General features: G+C 64.4%; 16 protein-coding genes. 6 read left to right on the plus strand and 10 right to left on the minus strand.

The window, feature by feature from the left end:
* The first annotated feature begins 45 nt into the window (after nucleotides 1-45).
* Nucleotides 46-885 (plus strand): phosphate/phosphite/phosphonate ABC transporter substrate-binding protein, encoded by an 840-nt coding sequence (locus DPM35_RS11705; RefSeq protein ID WP_112127427.1) that lies wholly within the window; start codon nucleotides 46-48, stop codon nucleotides 883-885.
* On the opposite strand, the gene DPM35_RS11710 is transcribed toward DPM35_RS11705, so the two are convergent.
* From DPM35_RS11710 to DPM35_RS11720, 3 genes are all read right to left on the minus strand, one after another.
* The gene (locus tag DPM35_RS11710) at nucleotides 853-2,205 is read right to left on the minus strand and encodes a M24 family metallopeptidase (protein WP_112127428.1); all 1,353 of its coding nucleotides are present in this window, start codon (nucleotides 2,203-2,205) and stop codon (nucleotides 853-855) included. The genes DPM35_RS11705 and DPM35_RS11710 overlap by 33 nt on opposite strands.
* Before the next feature lie 10 nt (nucleotides 2,206-2,215).
* Nucleotides 2,216-4,786 carry a GcvT family protein gene (locus DPM35_RS11715; protein ID WP_112127429.1) on the minus strand — a complete coding sequence of 857 codons (2,571 nt, stop codon included), beginning with the start codon at nucleotides 4,784-4,786 and terminating at the stop codon, nucleotides 2,216-2,218.
* Nucleotides 4,787-4,862: 76 nt separating this feature from the next.
* The gene (locus DPM35_RS11720) at nucleotides 4,863-6,440 is read right to left on the minus strand and encodes a trimethylamine methyltransferase family protein (protein WP_112127430.1); all 1,578 of its coding nucleotides are present in this window, start codon (nucleotides 6,438-6,440) and stop codon (nucleotides 4,863-4,865) included.
* Between the two features lie 241 nt (nucleotides 6,441-6,681).
* Between DPM35_RS11720 and DPM35_RS11725 the strand changes: the two genes are divergently transcribed.
* A complete protein-coding gene (locus tag DPM35_RS11725) occupies nucleotides 6,682-7,842 on the plus strand; it encodes an MFS transporter (protein WP_112127792.1) in 1,161 nt (386 codons plus the stop codon).
* A 5-nt stretch (nucleotides 7,843-7,847) separates the two neighbouring features.
* Here DPM35_RS11725 and DPM35_RS11730 read toward each other — a convergent pair whose 3' ends face one another.
* Nucleotides 7,848-8,384 (minus strand): hypothetical protein, encoded by a 537-nt coding sequence (locus DPM35_RS11730; RefSeq protein WP_112127431.1) that lies wholly within the window; start codon nucleotides 8,382-8,384, stop codon nucleotides 7,848-7,850.
* 116 nt (nucleotides 8,385-8,500) lie between these two features.
* Here DPM35_RS11730 and DPM35_RS11735 point away from each other — a divergent pair, with 116 nt between their 5' ends.
* Together DPM35_RS11735 and DPM35_RS11745 are read left to right on the plus strand one after the other, a co-directional pair.
* Nucleotides 8,501-10,576: a prolyl oligopeptidase family serine peptidase gene (locus tag DPM35_RS11735; RefSeq protein WP_112127432.1), complete on the plus strand. Its 2,076-nt coding sequence runs from the start codon at nucleotides 8,501-8,503 to the stop codon at nucleotides 10,574-10,576.
* 217 nt (nucleotides 10,577-10,793) lie between these two features.
* Nucleotides 10,794-12,173, plus strand: a complete 1,380-nt coding sequence (locus tag DPM35_RS11745; RefSeq protein WP_112127433.1) for an aspartate aminotransferase family protein — start codon at nucleotides 10,794-10,796, stop codon at nucleotides 12,171-12,173.
* A 470-nt stretch (nucleotides 12,174-12,643) separates the two neighbouring features.
* Here the strand turns inward: DPM35_RS11745 and mmsB are convergent, their stop codons facing one another.
* Nucleotides 12,644-13,528, minus strand: a complete 885-nt coding sequence (gene mmsB, locus DPM35_RS11755) for a 3-hydroxyisobutyrate dehydrogenase (protein ID WP_112127435.1) — start codon at nucleotides 13,526-13,528, stop codon at nucleotides 12,644-12,646.
* Between the two features lie 22 nt (nucleotides 13,529-13,550).
* Nucleotides 13,551-14,717, minus strand: a complete 1,167-nt coding sequence (locus DPM35_RS11760) for an isobutyryl-CoA dehydrogenase (RefSeq protein ID WP_112127436.1) — start codon at nucleotides 14,715-14,717, stop codon at nucleotides 13,551-13,553.
* Nucleotides 14,718-14,856: 139 nt separating this feature from the next.
* On the opposite strand from DPM35_RS11760, the gene DPM35_RS11765 reads away from it, so the two are divergent.
* On the plus strand, nucleotides 14,857-15,474 hold the full coding sequence (locus DPM35_RS11765; RefSeq protein WP_112127437.1) for a dimethylsulfonioproprionate lyase family protein: 618 nt from the start codon (nucleotides 14,857-14,859) through the stop codon (nucleotides 15,472-15,474).
* On the plus strand, nucleotides 15,474-16,943 hold the full coding sequence (locus DPM35_RS11770) for a cobyric acid synthase (protein ID WP_112127438.1): 1,470 nt from the start codon (nucleotides 15,474-15,476) through the stop codon (nucleotides 16,941-16,943). Before DPM35_RS11765 ends, DPM35_RS11770 begins: the two co-directional genes overlap by 1 nt.
* Nucleotides 16,944-17,124: 181 nt before the next feature.
* Here DPM35_RS11770 and DPM35_RS11775 read toward each other — a convergent pair whose 3' ends face one another.
* The 4 genes from DPM35_RS11775 to DPM35_RS11790 form a co-directional block, all read right to left on the minus strand.
* Nucleotides 17,125-17,544 carry a VOC family protein gene (locus DPM35_RS11775; RefSeq protein ID WP_112127793.1) on the minus strand — a complete coding sequence of 140 codons (420 nt, stop codon included), beginning with the start codon at nucleotides 17,542-17,544 and terminating at the stop codon, nucleotides 17,125-17,127.
* A gap of 84 nt (nucleotides 17,545-17,628) precedes the next feature.
* Entirely contained in the window at nucleotides 17,629-18,462 is an 834-nt protein-coding gene (locus tag DPM35_RS11780) for a helix-turn-helix domain-containing protein (RefSeq protein WP_112127439.1), read from the minus strand.
* An 85-nt stretch (nucleotides 18,463-18,547) separates the two neighbouring features.
* Complete coding sequence (locus DPM35_RS11785) at nucleotides 18,548-18,718, minus strand: hypothetical protein (RefSeq protein ID WP_112127440.1); 171 nt, start codon at nucleotides 18,716-18,718, stop codon at nucleotides 18,548-18,550.
* A 51-nt stretch (nucleotides 18,719-18,769) separates the two neighbouring features.
* Nucleotides 18,770-19,555 (minus strand): TSUP family transporter, encoded by a 786-nt coding sequence (locus DPM35_RS11790; protein WP_112127441.1) that lies wholly within the window; start codon nucleotides 19,553-19,555, stop codon nucleotides 18,770-18,772.
* Between the last annotated feature and the right edge of the window lie 89 nt (nucleotides 19,556-19,644).

The raw sequence follows: 19,644 nt of genomic DNA on the forward strand, positions 1-19,644 counted from the left end.
GGAACGCAGGCGCCGAAGCTCGCCTGCCTTTGAAAGCTATTCGACATGAGCAAGTTTGTTGCGGCCCTGCCGATGTATGACTGGCCCGAAGCGCGTGGCGAGGTCGACGCGCAATGGACACTTCTCCGCGACGCCTTCCGGCAAAGAGGCATCGATGCGCCGGAGGCCGTCCTGCGCAGCAACCGCGAACTGCCGCCGGTGCCCGGCGGCATCCTTGACGCCGCCGGCGAGGTGATCGCGCCGGATCCGGCGACACTGCCCCCGGACGAGCTTGATTTCCACCAGCTCTGGCTGAGCCCGGCGCTTCTGTTCGGGCAAACCTGCTGGGGGCCGATGGAACTCGGCCTTGCCCGGCATGTCCAGGTGATCGCGCAGCCGAACTACGACGCATTCGAGGGCGGGCAGGGCGAACTTTATTCCAGCGCGCTGGTGATGGCCGCGGATGGCGGTTCGCCGGTTGCCTCGCCGCAGGACGGCAAGGCCGTCATCCCGCTCGATCTTCTGCGCGGCAAGCGCTTCATCTTCAACAATCCCGATTCGATGTCCGGGCTGATCGGGCTGACGCGCGACCTGGAGGCGATGGGCGAAAGCCTGGACATCTTCGCCTCACGCGGCGAGAGCGGAGGCCACCGGTTGTCGATCGTTGCCATCGCAGAGGGCAGGGCCGATATCGCGGCGATCGATTGCGAAAGCTGGGCGCTGGCGCAGCGTTTCGAATCGGCTGCGCGGGGCGTCAAAGTCGTCGGCTGGACGGCGCGGCGCAAGGGCTTGCCCTATATCACCGCGAGGACCACGCCGGCCTCGGTCGTTGCCGCGATGCGCGAGGCCGTCGCGGCGGTCGAAGGCGGCGCGTCAGAGCAGCCGCTCGTCCAGCTTGTAGGCTGACAGCTTCTCGTTGCCGGTCCCGGTGATCAGGATCTGCTCCTCGATCTTGACGCCTTCGTGCCCGCCAAGCCTGCCGATATAACTTTCGACGCAAAGCACCATGCCGGGTTCAAGCAGGCCGTCCGGCGTGTCGGCGGTCCAGTCGCTTGCGTGTGGCAGTGTCGGATATTCGTCCGCCAGGCCGACGCCATGGTAGAGGACGCCGTAGCGGGTCGGGAAACAGTCGCCCGGAGGCACGGCCGAGCGCTCGACAAGGTCACGGAAGGTGATGCCCGGCCGCATCAGATCGGTGTTGTGGGCGATCTGGTCAGCAGCGATGCGGAACAGATCGCGCTGCTCGTTCGACGGTTGCCTGTCGCCGCAGAGCCATGTGCGCGAAAGATCGGCACAGAAGCCGTAGGGGCCGATGAGGTCGGTGTCGAAGGCGACGAGATCGCCATTCTCGATGACGCGCGAGGAACATTCCTGGAACCAGGGATTGGTGCGCGGGCCGGACGACAGCAGCCGCGTCTCGATCCATTCGCCGCCGCGCGCAATGTTGCCGCGATGCAGTTCCGCCCATAGCTCGTTCTCGGAGATGCCGGGTTTCAAAGCTGCTTCCATCTCGCTCATCGCCGCCTCGCAGGCGACGATCGAGCGCCGCATGGCGAGGATCTCGTCCGGCGATTTGATGAGGCGCGCGTTTTCCATCACCGCCTCGCCATTGCCGACAGAAATGCCGCGGCGGCCGAGTTCCTCGACGCCTTCCGGGTTGATGTGGTCGACGGCGATGCGCCGGTTGCCGCCGCCATGCTCGGCAACGAGTTCAGCGATGCCGGCGCCCCAGCGGCGGACCTTCTCATCGGTCAACTCGCCGCTGTAGAGATACATCCACGATACCGCCGGCCGCACCTCGTCGACGACGCCCGAATGGTCGGACAGGTGCTCGCATGAGAAATAGTCGAACAGCACCACCGGGCCTTCGGTGGCGACGAAACAGTGGCGCGTCGGGTTGTGCGCGACCCAGAGCTGCATGTTGGTCGAGTCCGTCGCATAGCGGATGTTGACCGGGTCGTAGAGCAGGGCGCCGGCATAGTCGCGGCGCTTCAGCTCGGCACGGATGCGCTCGAGCCGGTAGCTCCGCATGGCAACCAGGTTTGGAGCGGCAACGCCTGCAGCCGCCCATTCGGCTTCGGCCTGCGCGCCGTAGCCCAGCACATGCTGGTTGAACGAGGCCGCCTTCTCGCGCGAGGCCTCGCGCAGCGCATCGACCGAGCCGGGCTCGAACGGCATGATCTTGCGGTGGCGGCCGAAGCCTCTCTTTGGCGCCGCGCTGTCCATGGGCCGCCCGTCAGGTCCGCATTTTTTCGCCGCTCGGATCGAAGGGCGGCTCGATATTGATGCGGGCCGGACGGCGGTGGCCGAGGATCTCGATCTCGAACAAGCCGGCGCTTTCGTCCTCGGCAAGGGCAGCCGGGACATAGCCCTGCGCCATCGACTTCTGGACGTAATGCGCATAGCCGCCCGATGTCACCCAGCCGACGACGCGCCACTCGCCATCGACGATGCCGCGCACGGCGGAAGCGCCTTCGGCGGCTTTCGAGCCGCGCACTTCCTTGCCCGCCTCGTCGAAGCGCGGCGCGCCGTAGCCATGCGGCTTCTCGACCGTGCCGAAGTCCTTGCTGACCTTGGCCCAGATCGGTTCGTCGCCCATCACATCGGCATCGATGGCATCGACAATGAAGGAAACACGGCGCAGCTTCGGCCCTTCGGTATGCTCCTTGGCGGACGCTTCACGGCCGATGAAGTCGTTCTTCTCGAGCTTGATGAAGCGGTCCATCGAGCCCTCGAACGGGCCGTAGATCGGCCGCAGCTCGCGGAACCAGGTCGGGAAGTTCTTTTCCAGGCGCATGGAGAGCAGCGCGCGCATGCCGAAATCGACAATGCCGAATTCCTCGCCCGCCTCCTTGATCGCCTTATAGACGAGGCGCTGATAGGCCGGAGCCATCCAGATCTCGTAGCCGAGGTCGCCGGTATAGGTGATGCGGTTGACCATGCAAGGCGCGCCGCCGACGGCCATCTCGCGGAAGTCCATGAAACGGAAGGCCTTGGTCGACACGTCGACATCGACCAGCTTCTGCAGCAGGTCGCGCGATTTCGGCCCGGCGATCGAGAGGCCTACCAGCGTCTGGTCGAAGCGGTGGATGCGCACCGATCTGTCCTTCGGCAGGTGCTTCTCGAACCAGCGCATGTGATATTTCTGCGCGGCCGACGAGCCCCAGATCATGAAACGGTCCTCGCCGGTCTTGGCGATGGTGAAGTCGCCGATCAGCTTACCGAATTCGTTGACCATCGGGGTCAGCACGATGCGGCCGGTCTTCGGCATGCGATTGGTCATCAGCCGGTTGAGGAAATCCTCGGCGCCCGATCCCGAGACCTCGTATTTGGCGAAGTTGGCGATCTCGGTGACGCCGACCTTCTCGCGCGTGGCGCGCACTTCCTCGCCAATCGGGCCGAAATCGTTGGAGCGGTGGAAGGACACGATGTCCTTCGGTTCCGTGCCCTTCGGCGCGAACCAGAGCGGCGTTTCCAGGCCCCAGCTATCGCCCATGACGGCGTTGTTGGCGAGCATAGTGTCGTAGAGCGGCGTGGTCTGCGCCGGACGGGCTGCCGGCAGTTCCTCGTTCGGGAAGCGGATCGAGAAGCGGCGCGAATAGTTCTCGCGCACCTTGGCGTTGGTGTAGCGCAGCGTCGCCCATTCACCGAAGCGGGCGACGTCCATGCCCCAGACGTCGAAGCCAGGATCGCCATGCACCATCCAGTTGGACAGCGCCAGGCCGACGCCGCCGCCCTGGCTGAAGCCGGCCATGACGGCGCAGGCGCACCAGAAATTGGTCAGGCCCTGCACAGGGCCGACCAGCGGATTGCCGTCGAGCGCGAAGGTGAAGGGGCCGTTGATGATCTGCTTGATGCCGGCCTTCTCGATGCCGGGGAAATGCTTGAAGCCGATCTCCAGCGATGGCGCGATGCGGTCGATGTCGGGCTGCAGAAGCTCGTGGCCGAAATCCCAGGGCGTGTTGACCGGCGACCACGGCTTGCAGGCCTTCTCATAGGTGCCGAGCAGGATGCCGTTGCGCTCCTGGCGGGTGTAGATCTCGCCCTTGAAGTCGAGCACGCCGATCATCTCGCGGCCGGTCGACTTGTTGAATTCCTCGACCTCCGGCATCGGCTCAGTGAGCAGGTACATATGCTCCATCGCCAGCACCGGCAGCTCGATGCCGACCATGCGGCCGATCTCGCGCGCCCACAGGCCGCCGCAGTTGACGACATGCTCGGCATGGACCGTGCCCTGTTCGGTGACGACGTTCCAGGTGCCGTCCGGCTGCTGCGTGAGATCGACGACGCGGTTGCGCAGCACGATCTCGGCGCCGAGCTTTTTCGCCGCCTTGGAATAGGCGATGGTGGTACCGGATGGGTCGAGATGGCCTTCGACCGGATCCCACATGGCTCCGACGAAGTTCTTCTCGTCCATCAGCGGGAACATCGCCTTGGCTTCCGAAGGCGTGATCAACTCGGTGTCCATGCCGAGATAACGGCCCTTGGCGTGGGCCAGCCGCAGGAAGTCCATGCGCTCGGGCGTATCGGCCATCATCACGCCGCCGGTCAAATGCAGCGAGCAGGACTGGCCGGAGAGTTCTTCGATCTCCTTGTAGAGCTGGACGGTGTAGGCCTGCAGCTTAGCGACGTTCGGGTCGCCGTTCAGTGTGTGGAAGCCGCCCGCCGCATGCCATGACGAGCCGGAGGTCAGCTCCGAGCGCTCGATCAGCATGATGTCGGTCCAGCCGGCCTTGGCGAGATGATAGAGCACCGAGCAGCCGACGACGCCGCCGCCGATGACAACCGCTTTTACGTGGGATTTCATGTAGATAGGTCCGTTTTGCGCAATGTGGAGTCAGAAATGAAGGCGAGCGGCGGGCAGTTGCTCGGCCGACCGCAGATCAGAAATCCGTCGGCGCGCCGCCTTCGGCGCGGCGCTTCTCGACGAAGTCGTTGAGTTCCTCGCGGATGGCCGGGTCCATATAGGGCTCCTCATAGGAGGCGAGGCGCTCCTTCCAGACCTTGTTGGTGCGCTCCATCGCCGTCGGTGAGCCGGCCTCGGTCCAGGTCTCGAAGTTGCGCCAGTCGGAGACGATCGGCGAATAGAAGGCGGTCTTGTAGCGTTCCTGCGTATGCTGGGTGCCGAAGAAATGGCCGCCCGGGCCGACCGACTGGATGGCATCGAAGCCGAGCGCATCCTCGGAGAGGTCGAGCGGGGTGAGGAACTCGGCCACCATCTGCAAAAGGTCGATGTCGAGGATGGTCTTTTCGTAGGAGCAGCGCAGGCCGCCTTCCAGCCAGCCGGCGCCGTGCATCATCAGATTGCCGCCGCCCTGGATCGCGCCCCACAGCGAGAACACGCTTTCATAGGCGGCCTGCGCGTCGACCGTGTTGGCGGCGCAGGTGTTGGAGGTGCGATAGGGGATGTTGTAGCGGCGGGCGAGCTGGCCGCCGACGAGCTGCGCCTTCATGTATTCGGGCGTGCCAAAGGCCGGCGCGCCGGACTTCATGTCGACATTGGAGGTGAAGCCGCCATAGCCGACCGGCGCGCCCTTCTTCACCATCTGCGCGAAGGCGATACCGGAAAGCGCCTCGGCGTTCTGCTGCACCAGCGCGCCGGCCACGGTGACGGGCGCCATGGCGCCCGAGAGCGTGAACGGCGTGACGATGACGACCTGGCCCATGCTCGACATCTGGATGATGCCTTCCATCATCGGCACGTCGAGCTTGAGAGGCGAATTGGTGTTGATGATGGTGAAGACCGAGGGCTCCTGCATCAGCTGCTCGCGGCTGATGCCGCGGGCGATGCGGGTGATCTCGATGCCGTCGACATTGCGCTCCTTGCCGAGCGAATAGATGTGGAAGACCTTGTCGGTCAGCATGGCGAGGTCGCGGATGCATTCCAGGTGCCGGACCGAGGGATGGATATCGATCGGCTCGACCGGATAGCCGCCGGTGCAGTTCAGGATGTTGTGCATCTGCGCCAGGCGCAGGAAGTTGCGGTAGTCGGCCTGGTTGCCGGGCCGGCGGCCGCGGTCGAGGTCGGAGCAGTTCGGCGCCGAGGCCATCATCGACAGAATGACGTTGTTGCCGCCGAAGCGCAGATTGTGCGCCGGGTTGCGGGCGTGCAACGTGAATTCCGACGGGCAGTGCGAGACGAGCTCGAGGATCATGTCGCTGTCGAAGCGCACGCGCTCCGAGCCTTCGCGCACATCAGCGCCATGCGCCTTCATGATGCGGCGGGCTTCCTCATGCAGAACATCGACGCCGATCTCCTTCAGCACCCGCAGCGAAGCGAGATGGATCGATTCCAACTCGTCGTCGGAGACGAACTTGGTCGGCATCAGCGGGTTCTTCAACTGCCGGAAGGCGGGCTGCTCGAAAGCGGCCGCGCCGCCGGCGCGCTTGCCCGCGCGGCCGCCACGGCGGGCGCGATCGGTAGCCGGTGCCGGCTCGGCGGGATGAAGGGCGGCGGTCATGAGAAGCCTCGTGAGGATGCGAAATTGGCCGGCATAATGGACCGGCGACAATGCAGCCGGTGAGGAGGCGGCGACCCCTAGGGCGAGGGAAGCGACATGCCGGAAGGGGAGCTTGCGCGAGCGTTCCCTGCAGCGCCGGCGCTCCTGGCAGGGTTTGGCTGGAGCATCCGCTTTCGCCGGCAGTGGGCCTTACGGCGACCGGCCGCAACGGCTAAGCCTCCGAACGATTGGAGCAGGAATGATGGCTCTGGCGAAATCAGAGACCGGCGAGAACGTGCAGTGGGCCGCGATCGCAGGCGTGATCGCGACCGTTTCGGTGTTCGCCATCGCGCAAGGGCTTTCCTATCCGCTGCTCAGCTTCATCCTGCAGCGGCAGGGCGTCTCGCCGGCGATGATCGGGCTGTCGGCGGCAATGACGCCGGTCGGCTTTGTCCTGTCCTCGCCGCTGATCCCGGCATTGGCGCGCCGGTTCGGGGCAGGGCGTACCGCGCTCACCTGCGCCGCGCTCTCGGCGCTGGTGCTGGCGCTGGTCGGCTGGACGCAGAATGTCTATCTGTGGTTTCCGCTGCGCTTCCTGATCGGCGTGGTGACCAACCCGCTTTATGTGCTCAGCGAAATCTGGGTGATCGCGCTGGCGCCGCCGGCGCGCCGCGGCCGCGTCATGGGCATTTATTCTACCATCATTTCGGCCGGCTTCGCGGCCGGGCCGCTCTGTCTTCTCGCCGTCGGCACCGAAGGTTGGCCGCCTTTTCTGGTTGGCATCGGCGCCTTTCTCTTCTGCGGCGGCTGCCTGGCCGCGGTGGTGCGCCGCCTGCCCAAGGTCGATGAGGCCGAGAACAAGGTTTCGGTGCTGGGCTTCATACCATTGGCCTGGCTGCTTTTGTCGTCGGTTGTCGTCGCAGCCGGTTTCGAGCAGGCGATCCTGGCGCTGCTACCGGTCTATGGAACGCATTACGCTATTCCCGAAGCGCGCATGTCGGCGCTGCTGTCGGTGATGATCGCCGGCAACATCGCCATGCAGGTGCCGCTCGGCCTGCTCGCCGAAAGGCTGACGGCGCGCCTGGTTCGCTTCGGCTGCGTCGTGGTGACGATCCTCGGCTGCGTGCTCTTGCCGGCGCTGATCGAGACGCCGCTGATCTGGGTTTGCGTCTTCGTGTGGGGCGCGGTGTCCTACGGCATCTACACGATGTCGATCATCGAGCTCGGCGAACGGTTCACCGGCTCGGCGCTGGTTGCCGGCAATGCCGCCTTCTCGCTGATGTGGGGCCTCGGCGGCATAGTCGTGCCGCCGCTCACCGGCAGCGTGATGGATGTGGTCGGCGCCGCCGGGCTTCCAATCACGCTCGGTGCGATCTGCGCGGCCCTGGCGGCGGCGACCATTTTTCGCCGGCGGGTCGTCTAGGCGGCTCAGCGCTCTTGCCGTCGGAAGATTGCCCACAGATCGCAGTCGGCGTGCCGCTCTTCCGGATGTGTTCTCTGCAGCAGATCGCGAATTTCGACCGCGCGGTCGAAGTTCTCCAACAACCCGACACCGGAGAGTTCTGTGTCCGCGAAAACGTCGGGAAAGCCGCCGCAATTGCTCAACGCGCTGTTGCCAACGTTCTTGTCCATCAGGTCGTAACCGAGGAATGCAAACCCGTCCCACTCGAGCGAGCGCACATCGATCGATGGTTTTCGGATCACCCCAAGGATGTTCAGGCCTCGCGTATCCGGCAGTTCCGAGAGGAGGAAATCGAGGTCAATGAAGAAGCCAAGCATGAAGTCTTCGTTGACGACGTGAGGCCAGTAGCTGTCCTTTATCTCTGCAAGCGCTGCCGGGCAGAGCATTCCGTCGAGTGTGACGACCTCGCTCAGTTGCGTCAGACCTGACCAAGCGACGTAGCTCTCCCAACGAGGACCGTCGGATGGGCCAAACTTCTCCGTCGCTATGTAGAGCCGCTGCACGAGGTGTCCCGCTCGATGGCACGATTTCGGATCGTCCTTTTTACCGGCTGCAATTGAATGTCGGTAGCGCCATGCCGATGTTTGTGGCACCGAGCGTGACGAATTTTGGAGACCACATGAGCCAGTCCATCGCACAGACGCAGCCAGCTTCGGCCGATAGCACCGACGATTCCTTCCTCTGGCTGGAGGATCGCAACGGCAAGGAAGCTCTGGACTGGGTTCATCGCCAGAATGCGCTGACGGTGGCCGAATTGCAGGGCGATCCTTCCTATCAGGCGACCTTCGAGACCGCGCTCGATCTGATGACGGCCGAGGACAATATGCCGGTCGGGGCTGCACTTGCCGGCCACGTCTATAATTTCTGGCAGGACAAGACCAATGCGCTGGGCCTGTGGCGGCGCGCGCCCGTCGCTTCCTACAAGACCGAGAAGCCGGATTGGGAGACGATCATCGATTTCGATGAACTCTCGGCGAAGGAAGGCGTGAAATGGGTGTTCGGCGGCGCCAGCCGGCTCTATCCCGATTTCAACCGCTGCCTGCTCTACATGTCGCCAGACGGCGGTGACGCCAGCGAGATGCGCGAGTTCGATATCGCGACCAAATCCTTCGTCGAGGACGGGTTTCGCGCTCCGGCGTCCAAGTCGGGCTTTTCCTGGCTGGACAAGGACACGGTGCTCGTCTCGGCGGCGTTCGAGGAGGAAGACAAGACACAGTCCGGCTATCCGCGCGTCATAAAACTTTGGCGGCGCGGCACCAAGCTCGAGGACGCAACGTCGATCTTCGAAGGCGAGAAACAGCATCTCGCGGTCGGCGGCGGTGTCGAATATGACGGCGAAAGGCGGCATGTGCTGCTCGGTAAGACGCTCGATTTCTTCACCTCGCACAGTTTCCTGCGACTGGCTTCGGGCGAAAACAGGCGCATCCCGCTGCCCGACGACGCCACCGACACGGCGATCTTCAAGGGTCAGCTGATCTTCGGCGTGCGCAGCCCGTGGACGGCGCCGGACGGCACGCAATGCCTGCCCGACGGGCTTTACTCCTTCGATTTCGATCGCTGGATCGACACGGGCGAGTTCGGTCCGTTCGAGACGGTGCTCGCGCCGGCCCATCGCGTTTCGATCGCTGGGCTGGCCAGGACACAGGACCGACTGTTCATCAACCTGATGGACAATGTGCGCGGCAAGGTCATCGCCTGCGACCGCGCGGCAAATGGCTGGTCGCTCCAGCCGGTGGCTCTACCCGACAACGGCAATGTCGGCATCAGCCATGCCGAGCATTTCGGCTCCAGCGTCTCTTTCTCCTTCACCGATTTCCTGACGCCGAGCTCGATCATCTGGTCGGACGACAATGGCGAGACGCTTGAGACAGTCAAATCGCAGCCGGCCCGCTTCGATGCCTCGCCCTATGTTTCGGAGCAGTTCGAGGCCCGCTCGAAGGACGGCACGATGATCCCCTATTTCGTGGTCAGGCGACGCGACCAGAACGGGCCGGTGCCGGCGCTGCTCTATGGATATGGCGGCTTCGAGGTGCCGTTGCTACCCGGTTATGCGGGCATTCGAGGCAAGCTCTGGCTGGACAAGGGCAACGCCTATGTCCAGGCCAACATCCGCGGCGGCGGCGAATTCGGTCCGGCCTGGCATCAGGCGGCGCTCAAGGGCAAGCGCCAGAACGCCTTCGACGACTTCGCGGCGGTAGCCGAGGATGTGGTGAGGCGCGGCATCACGACGGCGGCGCAGCTCGGCATCCAGGGCGGCTCCAATGGCGGCCTGCTTACCGGCACGTCGCTGACGCAGCGGCCGGAATTGTTCGGTGCCGTTATCATCGACGTGCCGCTTCTCGACATGCTGCGCTACACCGAATTGCCGCCCGGCGCTTCGTGGATTGCCGAATATGGCGATCCGTCGAAGCCGGAAGAGGCGGCTTGGCTCGCCGCCTATTCGCCCTACCAGCACGTCGAGGCGAATGTCGCCTATCCGCCGGTGCTGCTAATGACCTCGACCGCCGACGACCGCGTGCACCCCGGACATGCGCGCAAGATGGCGGCGCGGCTTAAGGAGGCCGGCCACGACAGGACGCTGTTCTTCGAGGAGACCGAAGGCGGCCATGGCGGGCGCGGCGACCGCCGGCCGCAGGCCGCGCAGACGGCGATGCGCTACATCTTTCTGCAGCGGTCGCTCCGTAAGCCTGCATGACAGGGGTGGCTTGAATTTTGGGCCTCAGGCGGCATAAGCTGCCGCCATGATCCGCTTCAGTACATCAGGCGCCTTCGGGGTCGCGGTGACGCCGTCACCGCGGACCCTTCGCGCCGAGCTGTTGCGGCTTTGCGCCCGCATCGGCTATTCGCCGCCTGCCTTCCTCTGAATCCGCCCCGGCCGTTGCCGGATTGATTCAAGAGGAAAGATCAAATCCATGACCTATCAGAACTATTCGCTGAAGCAGCTTCAGCAGATCGACGCCGCGCACCACCTTCATCCGTTCACCGACCACAAGGAGCTGCGCGAGATCGGCTCCCGCATCATCACCCATGCCAAGGGACCGTTCATCTACGACGCCGACGGCACCGAAATCCTCGACGGCATGGCGGGCCTTTGGTGCGTCAATGTCGGCTACGGCCGCGACGAGCTGGCCGAGGCGGCCTACGCGCAGATGAAGGAGCTGCCCTACTACAATTCCTTCTTCAAATGCTCGACGCCGACACCGGTGCTGTTGTCGAAGAAGCTGGCCGAGCTGGCGCCCAAGCATGTCAGCCAGGTTTTTTACGGCTCGTCCGGCTCGGAAGCCAACGACACGGCGCTCAGGCTCGTGCGCCACTACTGGGCGCTCGAAGGCAAGCCCGAGAAGAACCGCGTCATCTCACGCAAGTCGGCCTATCACGGCTCGACGATCGCCGGCACGTCGCTCGGCGGCATGGAGCCGATGCACAAGCAACTCGGCGGCGCGGTGCCCAACATCGTCCATGTGATGATGCCTTATGCCTATGAGCTGGCGCTGCCCGGCGAGAGCGACCATGATTTCGGCATCCGTGCGGCCAAGGCGGTCGAGGACGCGATCCTGGAAGCCGGCGCCGATAAGGTCGCCGCCTTCATCGGCGAACCGGTGATGGGCGCCGGCGGGGTAAAAATCCCGCCGATGAGCTACTGGCCGGAAGTCGAGCGCATCTGCCGCAAATACGATGTGCTGTTGATGCTGGACGAGGTCATCACCGGCTATGGCCGCACCGGCGAATGGTTCGCGGCGCAGACTTTCGGCATCGAGCCCGACACCATCACGACCGCCAAGGCGCTGACCTCCGGTTACCAGCCGCTGTCGGCGCTGCTGGTCGGCGACCGCATCGCCAGGACGCTGGTGGAGAAGGGCGGCGAGTTCTATCACGGCTATACCTATTCCGGTCATCCGGTGGCCTGCGCGGTGGCGCTCAAGAACCTCGAGATCATCGAGAAGGAAGGGCTGGTGGAGCGCGTCAAGAACGACACCGGGCCGTATTTCGCGCAGGCGCTGCAGGAGCGGATCGCCGGGCACAGGCTGGTCGGCGAGGTGCGTTCGATCGGCCTGATGGGCGCGATCGAGATCGTCAAGGACAAGGCGACCAAGGAGCGTTATCTGCCGTCGGGAAGTGCGGCGGTCGTGGTGCGCGACCATGCGATCGGAAACGGCATGATGCTGCGGGCCACCGGCGACACGATGATTCTCTCGCCGCCGCTGATCTGGACGCGCGACACCATCGACATGGCCTGTGAGCGGATCGCCAAGGCGCTCGATCTCGCGGATGCGGATTTGCGGAAGCGCTGAGCGGGCATCCAAGCTCCATCGTCATCCACGGGCGAAGCAAGGAGCGAAGCGACGCAGCGCAGACCCGAGGATCCATTCCGTTACATCGACACCCCGCCAGGAGTGCAGAATTCGCCCCGCTGCGCCTAGCGTCCGGGGCAACGGAATGGATCCCAGGGTCTCCGCGACGGAGCTTCGCTCCTGGTCCGCCCTGGGACTACGCTGCTGATGTCTCCAAAACGCAAAAACCGCGTCCCAACGGGAACGCGGCTCTGCCAGATACGCATGGCGTTTCGCGACAAGAATACTTGCGAAACTTACGGGCTCCGGTACGCGAGACCTGATCCGGAGCGCCGGGCGGACGCGATGTCCGCCTCGCAATCCGTTTTAAAGGCACATCGTTACCGGTGCGTTAGCGAGACCTTAAGCAAATCTAAATTTGCCGGCTTTTGGTCGAAAAAATACGCTAATAACCGTTCTAAAGCAGCCGCTTAGCTTTTATCGCCGCGCAGGAAATTTATGATGCCGGAAAAATCGACACCGGCATGCCCCTGCGCGTTGAACAGCGCATAAAGCTGCGTGGCTTCGGCGCCGAGCGGGGTCACGGCGCCCGCGCTCTGCGCGGCTTCCTGCGACAGTTTCAAGTCCTTCAGCATGAGCGCGGCGGCAAAGCCCGGCTTGTAGTCACGGTTGGCCGGCGAGGCCGGCACCGGGCCGGGCACCGGGCAATAGGTGGTCAGCGACCAGCATTGGCCGGAAGAGGTAGAGGCGACGTCGAACAGCGCCTGGTGCGACAGGCCGAGCTTTTCGGCGAGCACAAAGGCCTCAGCGACGCCGATCATCGAGATGCCGAGAATCATGTTGTTGCAGATCTTGGCCGCCTGGCCGGCGCCGTCGCCGCCGCAATGAACGATGCGCCCGGCCATCGGCTTCAGGATCGGCTCGGCGATGGCGAAGGCCTCGTCGGAACCGCCGGCCATGAAGGTCAGGGTGCCGGCCGCGGCCCCACCGGTGCCGCCAGAGACCGGGGCGTCGATCGAGGGCAGGCCGTGCTTGGCGGCAATCGCATGCGCCTTGCGCGCCGATTCGACATCGATGGTCGAGGAGTCGATGAACAGCGCGGCTTTCTTTGCCTTGGGCGCGATGTCTTCGTAAACCGACAGCACATGCTTGCCGGCAGGCAACATGGTGATGACCACGTCGGCGTCCTTCACCGCGGCGGCTGCGTTCGCCATGACTGTCACGCCATGCTCTTTCGCGACTGTAAGGTTCTCGGGCATGAGGTCGAAGCCCAGCACAGCGTGGCCAGCTTTTACGAGATTGGCAGCCATGGGATTCCCCATGTTGCCGAGGCCGATGAAGGCGATGGTTGCCATCGTTTTTCTCCCGTATTTTCTGTCAGCGACCAATCAGCGAGCGCGCGATGATGACGCGCATGATCTCGTTGGTGCCTTCGAGGATCTGGTGGACGCGCAGATCCCGCACCAGCTTCTCGATGCCGTAATCGTGCAGATAGCCGTAGCCGCCATGCAGCTGCAGCGCCTGGTTGGCGATGTCGAAGCCGATATCGGTGACGAAGCGCTTGGCCATCGCCGACCATTTGCCGGCGTCGGGCGCCTTGCGGTCGAGCTTGGAAGCGGCGGCGTAGAGGAAGATGCGGGCCGCCTGCAGCTCCGTCTCCATGTCGGCCAGCCTGAACTGCAACGCCTGGAACTGGTTGATCTTGGAGCCGAAGGCCTTGCGCTCGCCCGTATAGGCGAGCGCCTTGTCGAGCGCCGACTGCGCGCCGCCCAGCGAACAGGCGGCGATGTTCAGCCTTCCGCCGTCGAGCCCGGCCATGGCGATGCCGAAGCCGGCGCCTTCCGCGGCGAGCAGGTTTTCGACCGGCACCTTGCAGTCCTCGAAGATGACCTGGCGGGTCGATTGCATGTGCCAGCCCATCTTGTGCTCGTTGGCGCCGAAGGAGAGGCCCGGCGCATCCTTGGGCACGACGAAGGTGGAAATGCCCTTCGGGCCATCGCCGCCGGTGCGCGCCATCACGACATAGAGATCGCTGTCGCCGGCGCCGGAAATGAACTGCTTGGCGCCGTTGAGGACATAATCGTCGCCGCTCTTCACGGCGCGCGTCTTCAGCGCGGCGGCGTCGGAGCCGGAGCCGGGCTCGGTCAGGCAATAGCTTGCCAGCCACTCCATCGACGTCAGTTTCGGCAGGAAGCGCTGGCGCTGCTCGTCCGAGCCGAAGCGGTCGATCATCGAGGCCGCCATGTTGTGGATCGAGATGAAGGAGGAGAAGGCCGGATCGGCGTGGGCAAGCGCCTCGAAGATCAGCACCGCGTCCAGCCGGCCAAGCGCCGAGCCGCCGACATCGTCGCGCACATAGATGCCGCCCAGGCCGAGCGGGCCGGTCTCGCGGATCACGCCGGCGGGGAAGTGCTTTGCTTTGTCCCAGTCGAGCGCGTTGGGCGCCACGCGGTCCGCCGCGAAGGCCTGGGCCATCTCCTGGATGGCGCGCTGCTCCTCGTTGAGTTCGAATTGGCCAGTGCCCGCATCGACTGCCGCGTCCATGGCGTGCTCCCTGTCGTTTCAGGCCTTCTGGCCTGTCGTTTTTGGCTTTGCGCGCCGTTCAATCTAGACCAATGATGCCGCCGCGCAACCCGGGCCGTTGAGAACCGGCTGTGCATGGAATGACTAACGGAGTTCTTGCGTGCCGACAATTTTCGATGATTTGCTGGAGCGCTTCCATGCCTATCTCGCCAGCGTCGACAACGATCTGGTCGCGGACGAAGTCGCGCGCATCGGCTGGGATATGCCTGTCCGTTCTCTCGAACCGCGCGCCCTTGCCTGCCTTGGCCGTCTCGATCGCATCGCCAAGCTTGCGCCGGCCGACGCCAGGCCGCTGACGTGCTTCGTTGCCGACCATCGGGACGAGCTGCGCTGGGGGCAGACCTATACGGCCGCCGATTTCGGGCCGAGCTTCATCGACAATTACGGCTGGCTGGAAGTGTTCGGCACCCGCGGGCATTTCGTCAACGACGAGGTCGCGGGCGGCCTGCTGATCCTTGGACCGGACATCGTCTATCCCGACCACCACCACATCGCCGAGGAGATCTATATCCCCCTGACCGGCGGCACGGAGTGGCGGATGGGCGAGGGGCGTTTTCATGCCCGCGATGCCGGCGAGGTCATTCACCACGCCTCCAGCGTCAGCCATGCCATGCGCACGGGCACGGAGCCGCTGATGGCGCTCTATCTCTGGCGCGGTGGGCCGCTGGCGCAGAAATCGACCATCGGCCCGATGATCGACTTGAGAGGCAGGACCTGATGGCAAAAGCGATCATGCTGCAGGGCACGGGCTCCGATGTCGGCAAGACCGTGCTGGTGGCCGGGCTTTGCCGCGCCGCGAAGAATCGCGGTCTGAAGGTCCGGCCGTTCAAGCCGCAGAACATGTCGAACAACGCCGCCGTCGCAGACATTCCCGGCGAGGCCGGCGAAGGCGAGATCGGCCGTGGGCAATGGCTGCAGGCGCTGGCCTGTGGGGTTCGCCCGACCGTGCACATGAACCCGGTGCTGCTCAAGCCGCAGAGCGATATCGGCTCGCAGGTGGTGGTGCAGGGCAGGGTCTATGGCGAGGCGCGGGCGCGCGACTATCAGGCAATGAAAGCCGGACTGATGGACGCTGTGCTCGATTCCTGGGCGAAGATCGGCAAGCGGGCCGATCTGGTCATCGTCGAGGGCGCGGGCTCGCCGGCCGAGATCAATCTACGCAGCCGCGACATCGCCAATATGGGTTTCGCCACGCGCGCCAATGTGCCGGTGATCCTGGTCGGCGACATCGATCGCGGCGGCGTCATTGCTTCGGTCGCTGGCACGCATCTCATCCTCCCGGAGGAGGATCGGCGCATGATCGTTGGCTACCTCATCAACAAGTTCCGCGGCGATGTCTCGTTGTTCGACGACGGCATCAAGGCAATCGAAAAATTCACCGGCTGGCCCTGCTTCGGCGTCGTGCCTTGGCTGAAGGCAGCCGGCCGATTGCCCTCCGAGGATTCCGTGGTGCTCGAACGCCTCGCTTCCGGCCGGAAACGGGCGCTGAAGGTGGCGGTGCCAATGCTGGCGCGCATCGCCAATTTCGATGACCTCGATCCGCTGAAAGCCGAGCCGCAGGTCGAGGTGGTGTTCGTGCCGCCGGGCAAGAGGTTGCCGGAGGATGCCGGGCTGGTGGTCATTCCCGGCTCGAAGTCGACGATCGGCGATCTCATCAAATTGCGCGAGAACGGCTGGGATCGCGATCTTCTCGCCCACCGCAAGCGCGGCGGCCATGTCGTTGGCATCTGCGGCGGTTACCAGATGCTCGGCCGCATGGTGCGCGATCCCGACGGCATCGAAGGCAGTGTGAGAGAGGCCGAGGGCCTCGGCCTGCTCGACATCGAGACGGTGATGGAGCCGGAAAAGACCGTGCGCAATTCGAGCGCGCGATCGGTACAATTCGGCCTGCCGCTCGAAGGCTATGAGATCCATCTCGGCCGCACCACTGGTCCGGATACGGCGCGGCCGTCGACGATCCTCAACGGCGCCGAGGACGGCGCCGTTTCGGCCGATGGCAAGGTGATTGGCACCTACCTGCACGGGCTGTTTTCCGCCGACGCTTTTCGCGCCGCCTATCTGGAGAGCCTCGGTGTCAAAGGCGGCGGCATCGATTATCGCGCCGAGGTCGAGAAGGCGCTGGACGAGGTCGCGGCTGAGCTGGAGCGACATCTCGACTGCGACACGATCATTGGGCTGGCGCGCTGACTGCCCGATGCTGAAGGCTTGACGGCGACTTTGCTGCATCGATGGAGTCGCTGCCATGGCGTTTGGCCGCAACGCCCGTCCCATCGTCATTCTCGGGTCTGTGCGTCCGCTTCGGCTCCCGCTTCGCCCGTGGATGACGAAGTTGGAATGCTGTCGCCGATCCGTGACGTCGGTGAACTTCCTACGCCTTCTCCCCGGTCTTCGGCCAATAGGTGCCGAAGGACCAGACATTGCCTTCCGGGTCGAGGCAGATGAACTCGCGGCTGCCATAGTCGCGGTCGACCAGTTCCTGGATGATTTTTGCGCCGGCCTTCTTGGCTCGCGCATAGGCGGCATCGGCGTCATCCACGGCGATGTAGATCGACTTGCCGCCGCCACCGCTTGGATCACCGACAATCTTGCCGTAATCGTCGTCGCGCGCCGTGCCCAGCATGATCATCGAGGAGCCGAAGGTCAGCTCGGCGTGGTGGACGACGTCGCCTTCGCCATAGCGGGCGCGGACCTCGAAGCCGAAGGCTTCGCCCAGCCAGTCGATCATCTTGGCGGCGTTCCTGTAGCGCAGGGCGGGATAGATACGGGGTGCTTCGGTTGACGAGGGCATGACGATCTCCTTGTTCGCGTCGATCGAGCCAATGTCCATCATGGCCGGGTCGGCGTCTTGAAGAAATGTTACCTCGGCTTAAGGCTACATCAGCGCTGCGAGCCCGGTCGGCGTCTCGCCGGCAAGCTGGCGGAACTCGCGCACCAGATGCGCCTGGTCGGCATAGCCGCAATCAGCGGCGATGCCGGCCCAGTCATCGCCCTGCCGCTTCGACTGGGAAAGCGCGCGGTTGAAGCGCACGATGCGCGACAATGTCTTCGGGCCGATGCCGATCGCATCGGTGAATTTCGCCGCCAGATGCTTGCGGCTCCAGCCGATCTCGCCGGCGAGCGCCGCAATGCGAGTGCGGCCGCCCGACGCGACGACCGTCCTGTACGCCCAGGCGATTTCGGGCGACAGCCCATTTGCCTCCGCGAGGCGGCGGGTAATAAAGCTCTCTGCTACGTCGAAGCGTGTGTCCCAGTCCGATGCCTCGCCGAGTTGTTCGCGCAACGCGATGCCGTCGAAGCCCAGCGCGTCGTCCAACCCGATCATGCGGTCGCGCAGTTCGCTCATCGGCAGGCCGAAGAATTGCCTGGCGCCGAGCGGCGTGAAATTGACCTGGATGCAGCAGGCGCCGCCGAAGGATTCGATCATCACGGGTCCGGCATAGAGTCCGGCGGCGAAGCTGGCGTAGCGGTCGTTGTCGCCAGGCGTGTGGCCGAGCCCGATGGCGAAGGCTTCGGCAAAGCTGATCACCAGCGGCACGGTCAGCGAGGCATATTCGACGATGCGGAAATGGCCGGGCCTTGTCTCGCGATAGCCGCAGATATCGGTGACGGTGCCCGCGAGCGACACGGCCGGCTTGCGCCGGACCATCTCGAAATGGAGGGCGGGAGAGCGGTTGTCCTGTCGATGGCGCTCTGTCTCGTCGGACATGGCGCGAGCCTATCAGAACATGCTCGCAAGAATCAAAAGCGCCCGGCAGGGCCGGGCGCTCCGAGTTGCCTGAGATCTGCGAATTTCAAGCGCCGCGCATCAAACAGCCGGCGGCGAGCACGATATAGGCGATGAGCATGATCCAAACGGAAGCAAGCGGAATGAATGCAAGAACGCCAAGCGCGGCGAGAAGGCCGATGATGGCGATGACCAATGAGATAATGAACACGATTTGGGTAGGCGCACTGAGATTCATGTCTCGTCCCTCCAACATGATTCGCGCGCGCTTATTCTACCAGCGATGCGGTCACATACCAATTAGCTGGCGCAAGGGATTGGCCGGGTCGGCCAGCAGCTTCGCGGCGAGCGCCAGGCAGACGACCACCAGCAGCGGCTTGATCAGCCTGGCGCCGATGCGGATGGCAAGGCTCGCGCCGACACGGGCGCCAATGAACTGCGCCACGCCCATCATCAGGCCGATCTTCCAGTCGATGACGCCGACGGCGGCGAAGACGATGAAGCCGCCGATGTTGGAGGCGAAGTTGAGCAGCTTGGTGTGCGCCGTCGCCTTGAGCACGCCATAGCCGGCGAGCGTGACGAAGGCGAGCATGTAGAAGGAGCCGGCGCCGGGGCCGAAGACACCGTCATAGAAGCCGACCAGCGGCGGGATGATCAGTCCGAACAGGAAGGGCGACAGCCGTTCGGCACGGTCGACGTCGTCCATGTTCGGCTTCAGCGCGAAATAGAGCGCGATGGCGACCAGGAGAAGCGGGAGCAGGGCGCGCAGGAAATCGCCGGGCACGACTGTCGCCAAAAGCGCCCCGACCGCGCCGCCGGCAAGCGCCAGCAGCGCCGACGGCAACTGACGGCGCAGGTCGACCTGGCCGTTCGCCGCGTAATGAATGGTGGCCGAGCCGGAACCGAACATGCCTTGCAGTTTGTTCGTGCCGAGGGCTGCGACCGGCGAAAAGCCGGCAAGCAGCAGCGCCGGGATCGTGATCAGCCCGCCGCCGCCGGCGATCGAGTCGACGAAGCCGGCCGCAAAGGCCGCGGCAATCAGGATGAGGACGGTCTGCAGGGTAAGATCGATCATCGGGGAGGGATGCCTGGAAGGAAACCGCAGCTTCCACCATGCTCGCCCCGTTTGCGCAAGAGCGATTCCAAGCTAACAATCTCACGGAA

Origin of the sequence: Mesorhizobium atlanticum (genome assembly GCF_003289965.1) — a bacterium.
Taxonomy (GTDB): Bacteria; Pseudomonadota; Alphaproteobacteria; order Rhizobiales; family Rhizobiaceae; genus Mesorhizobium; species Mesorhizobium atlanticum.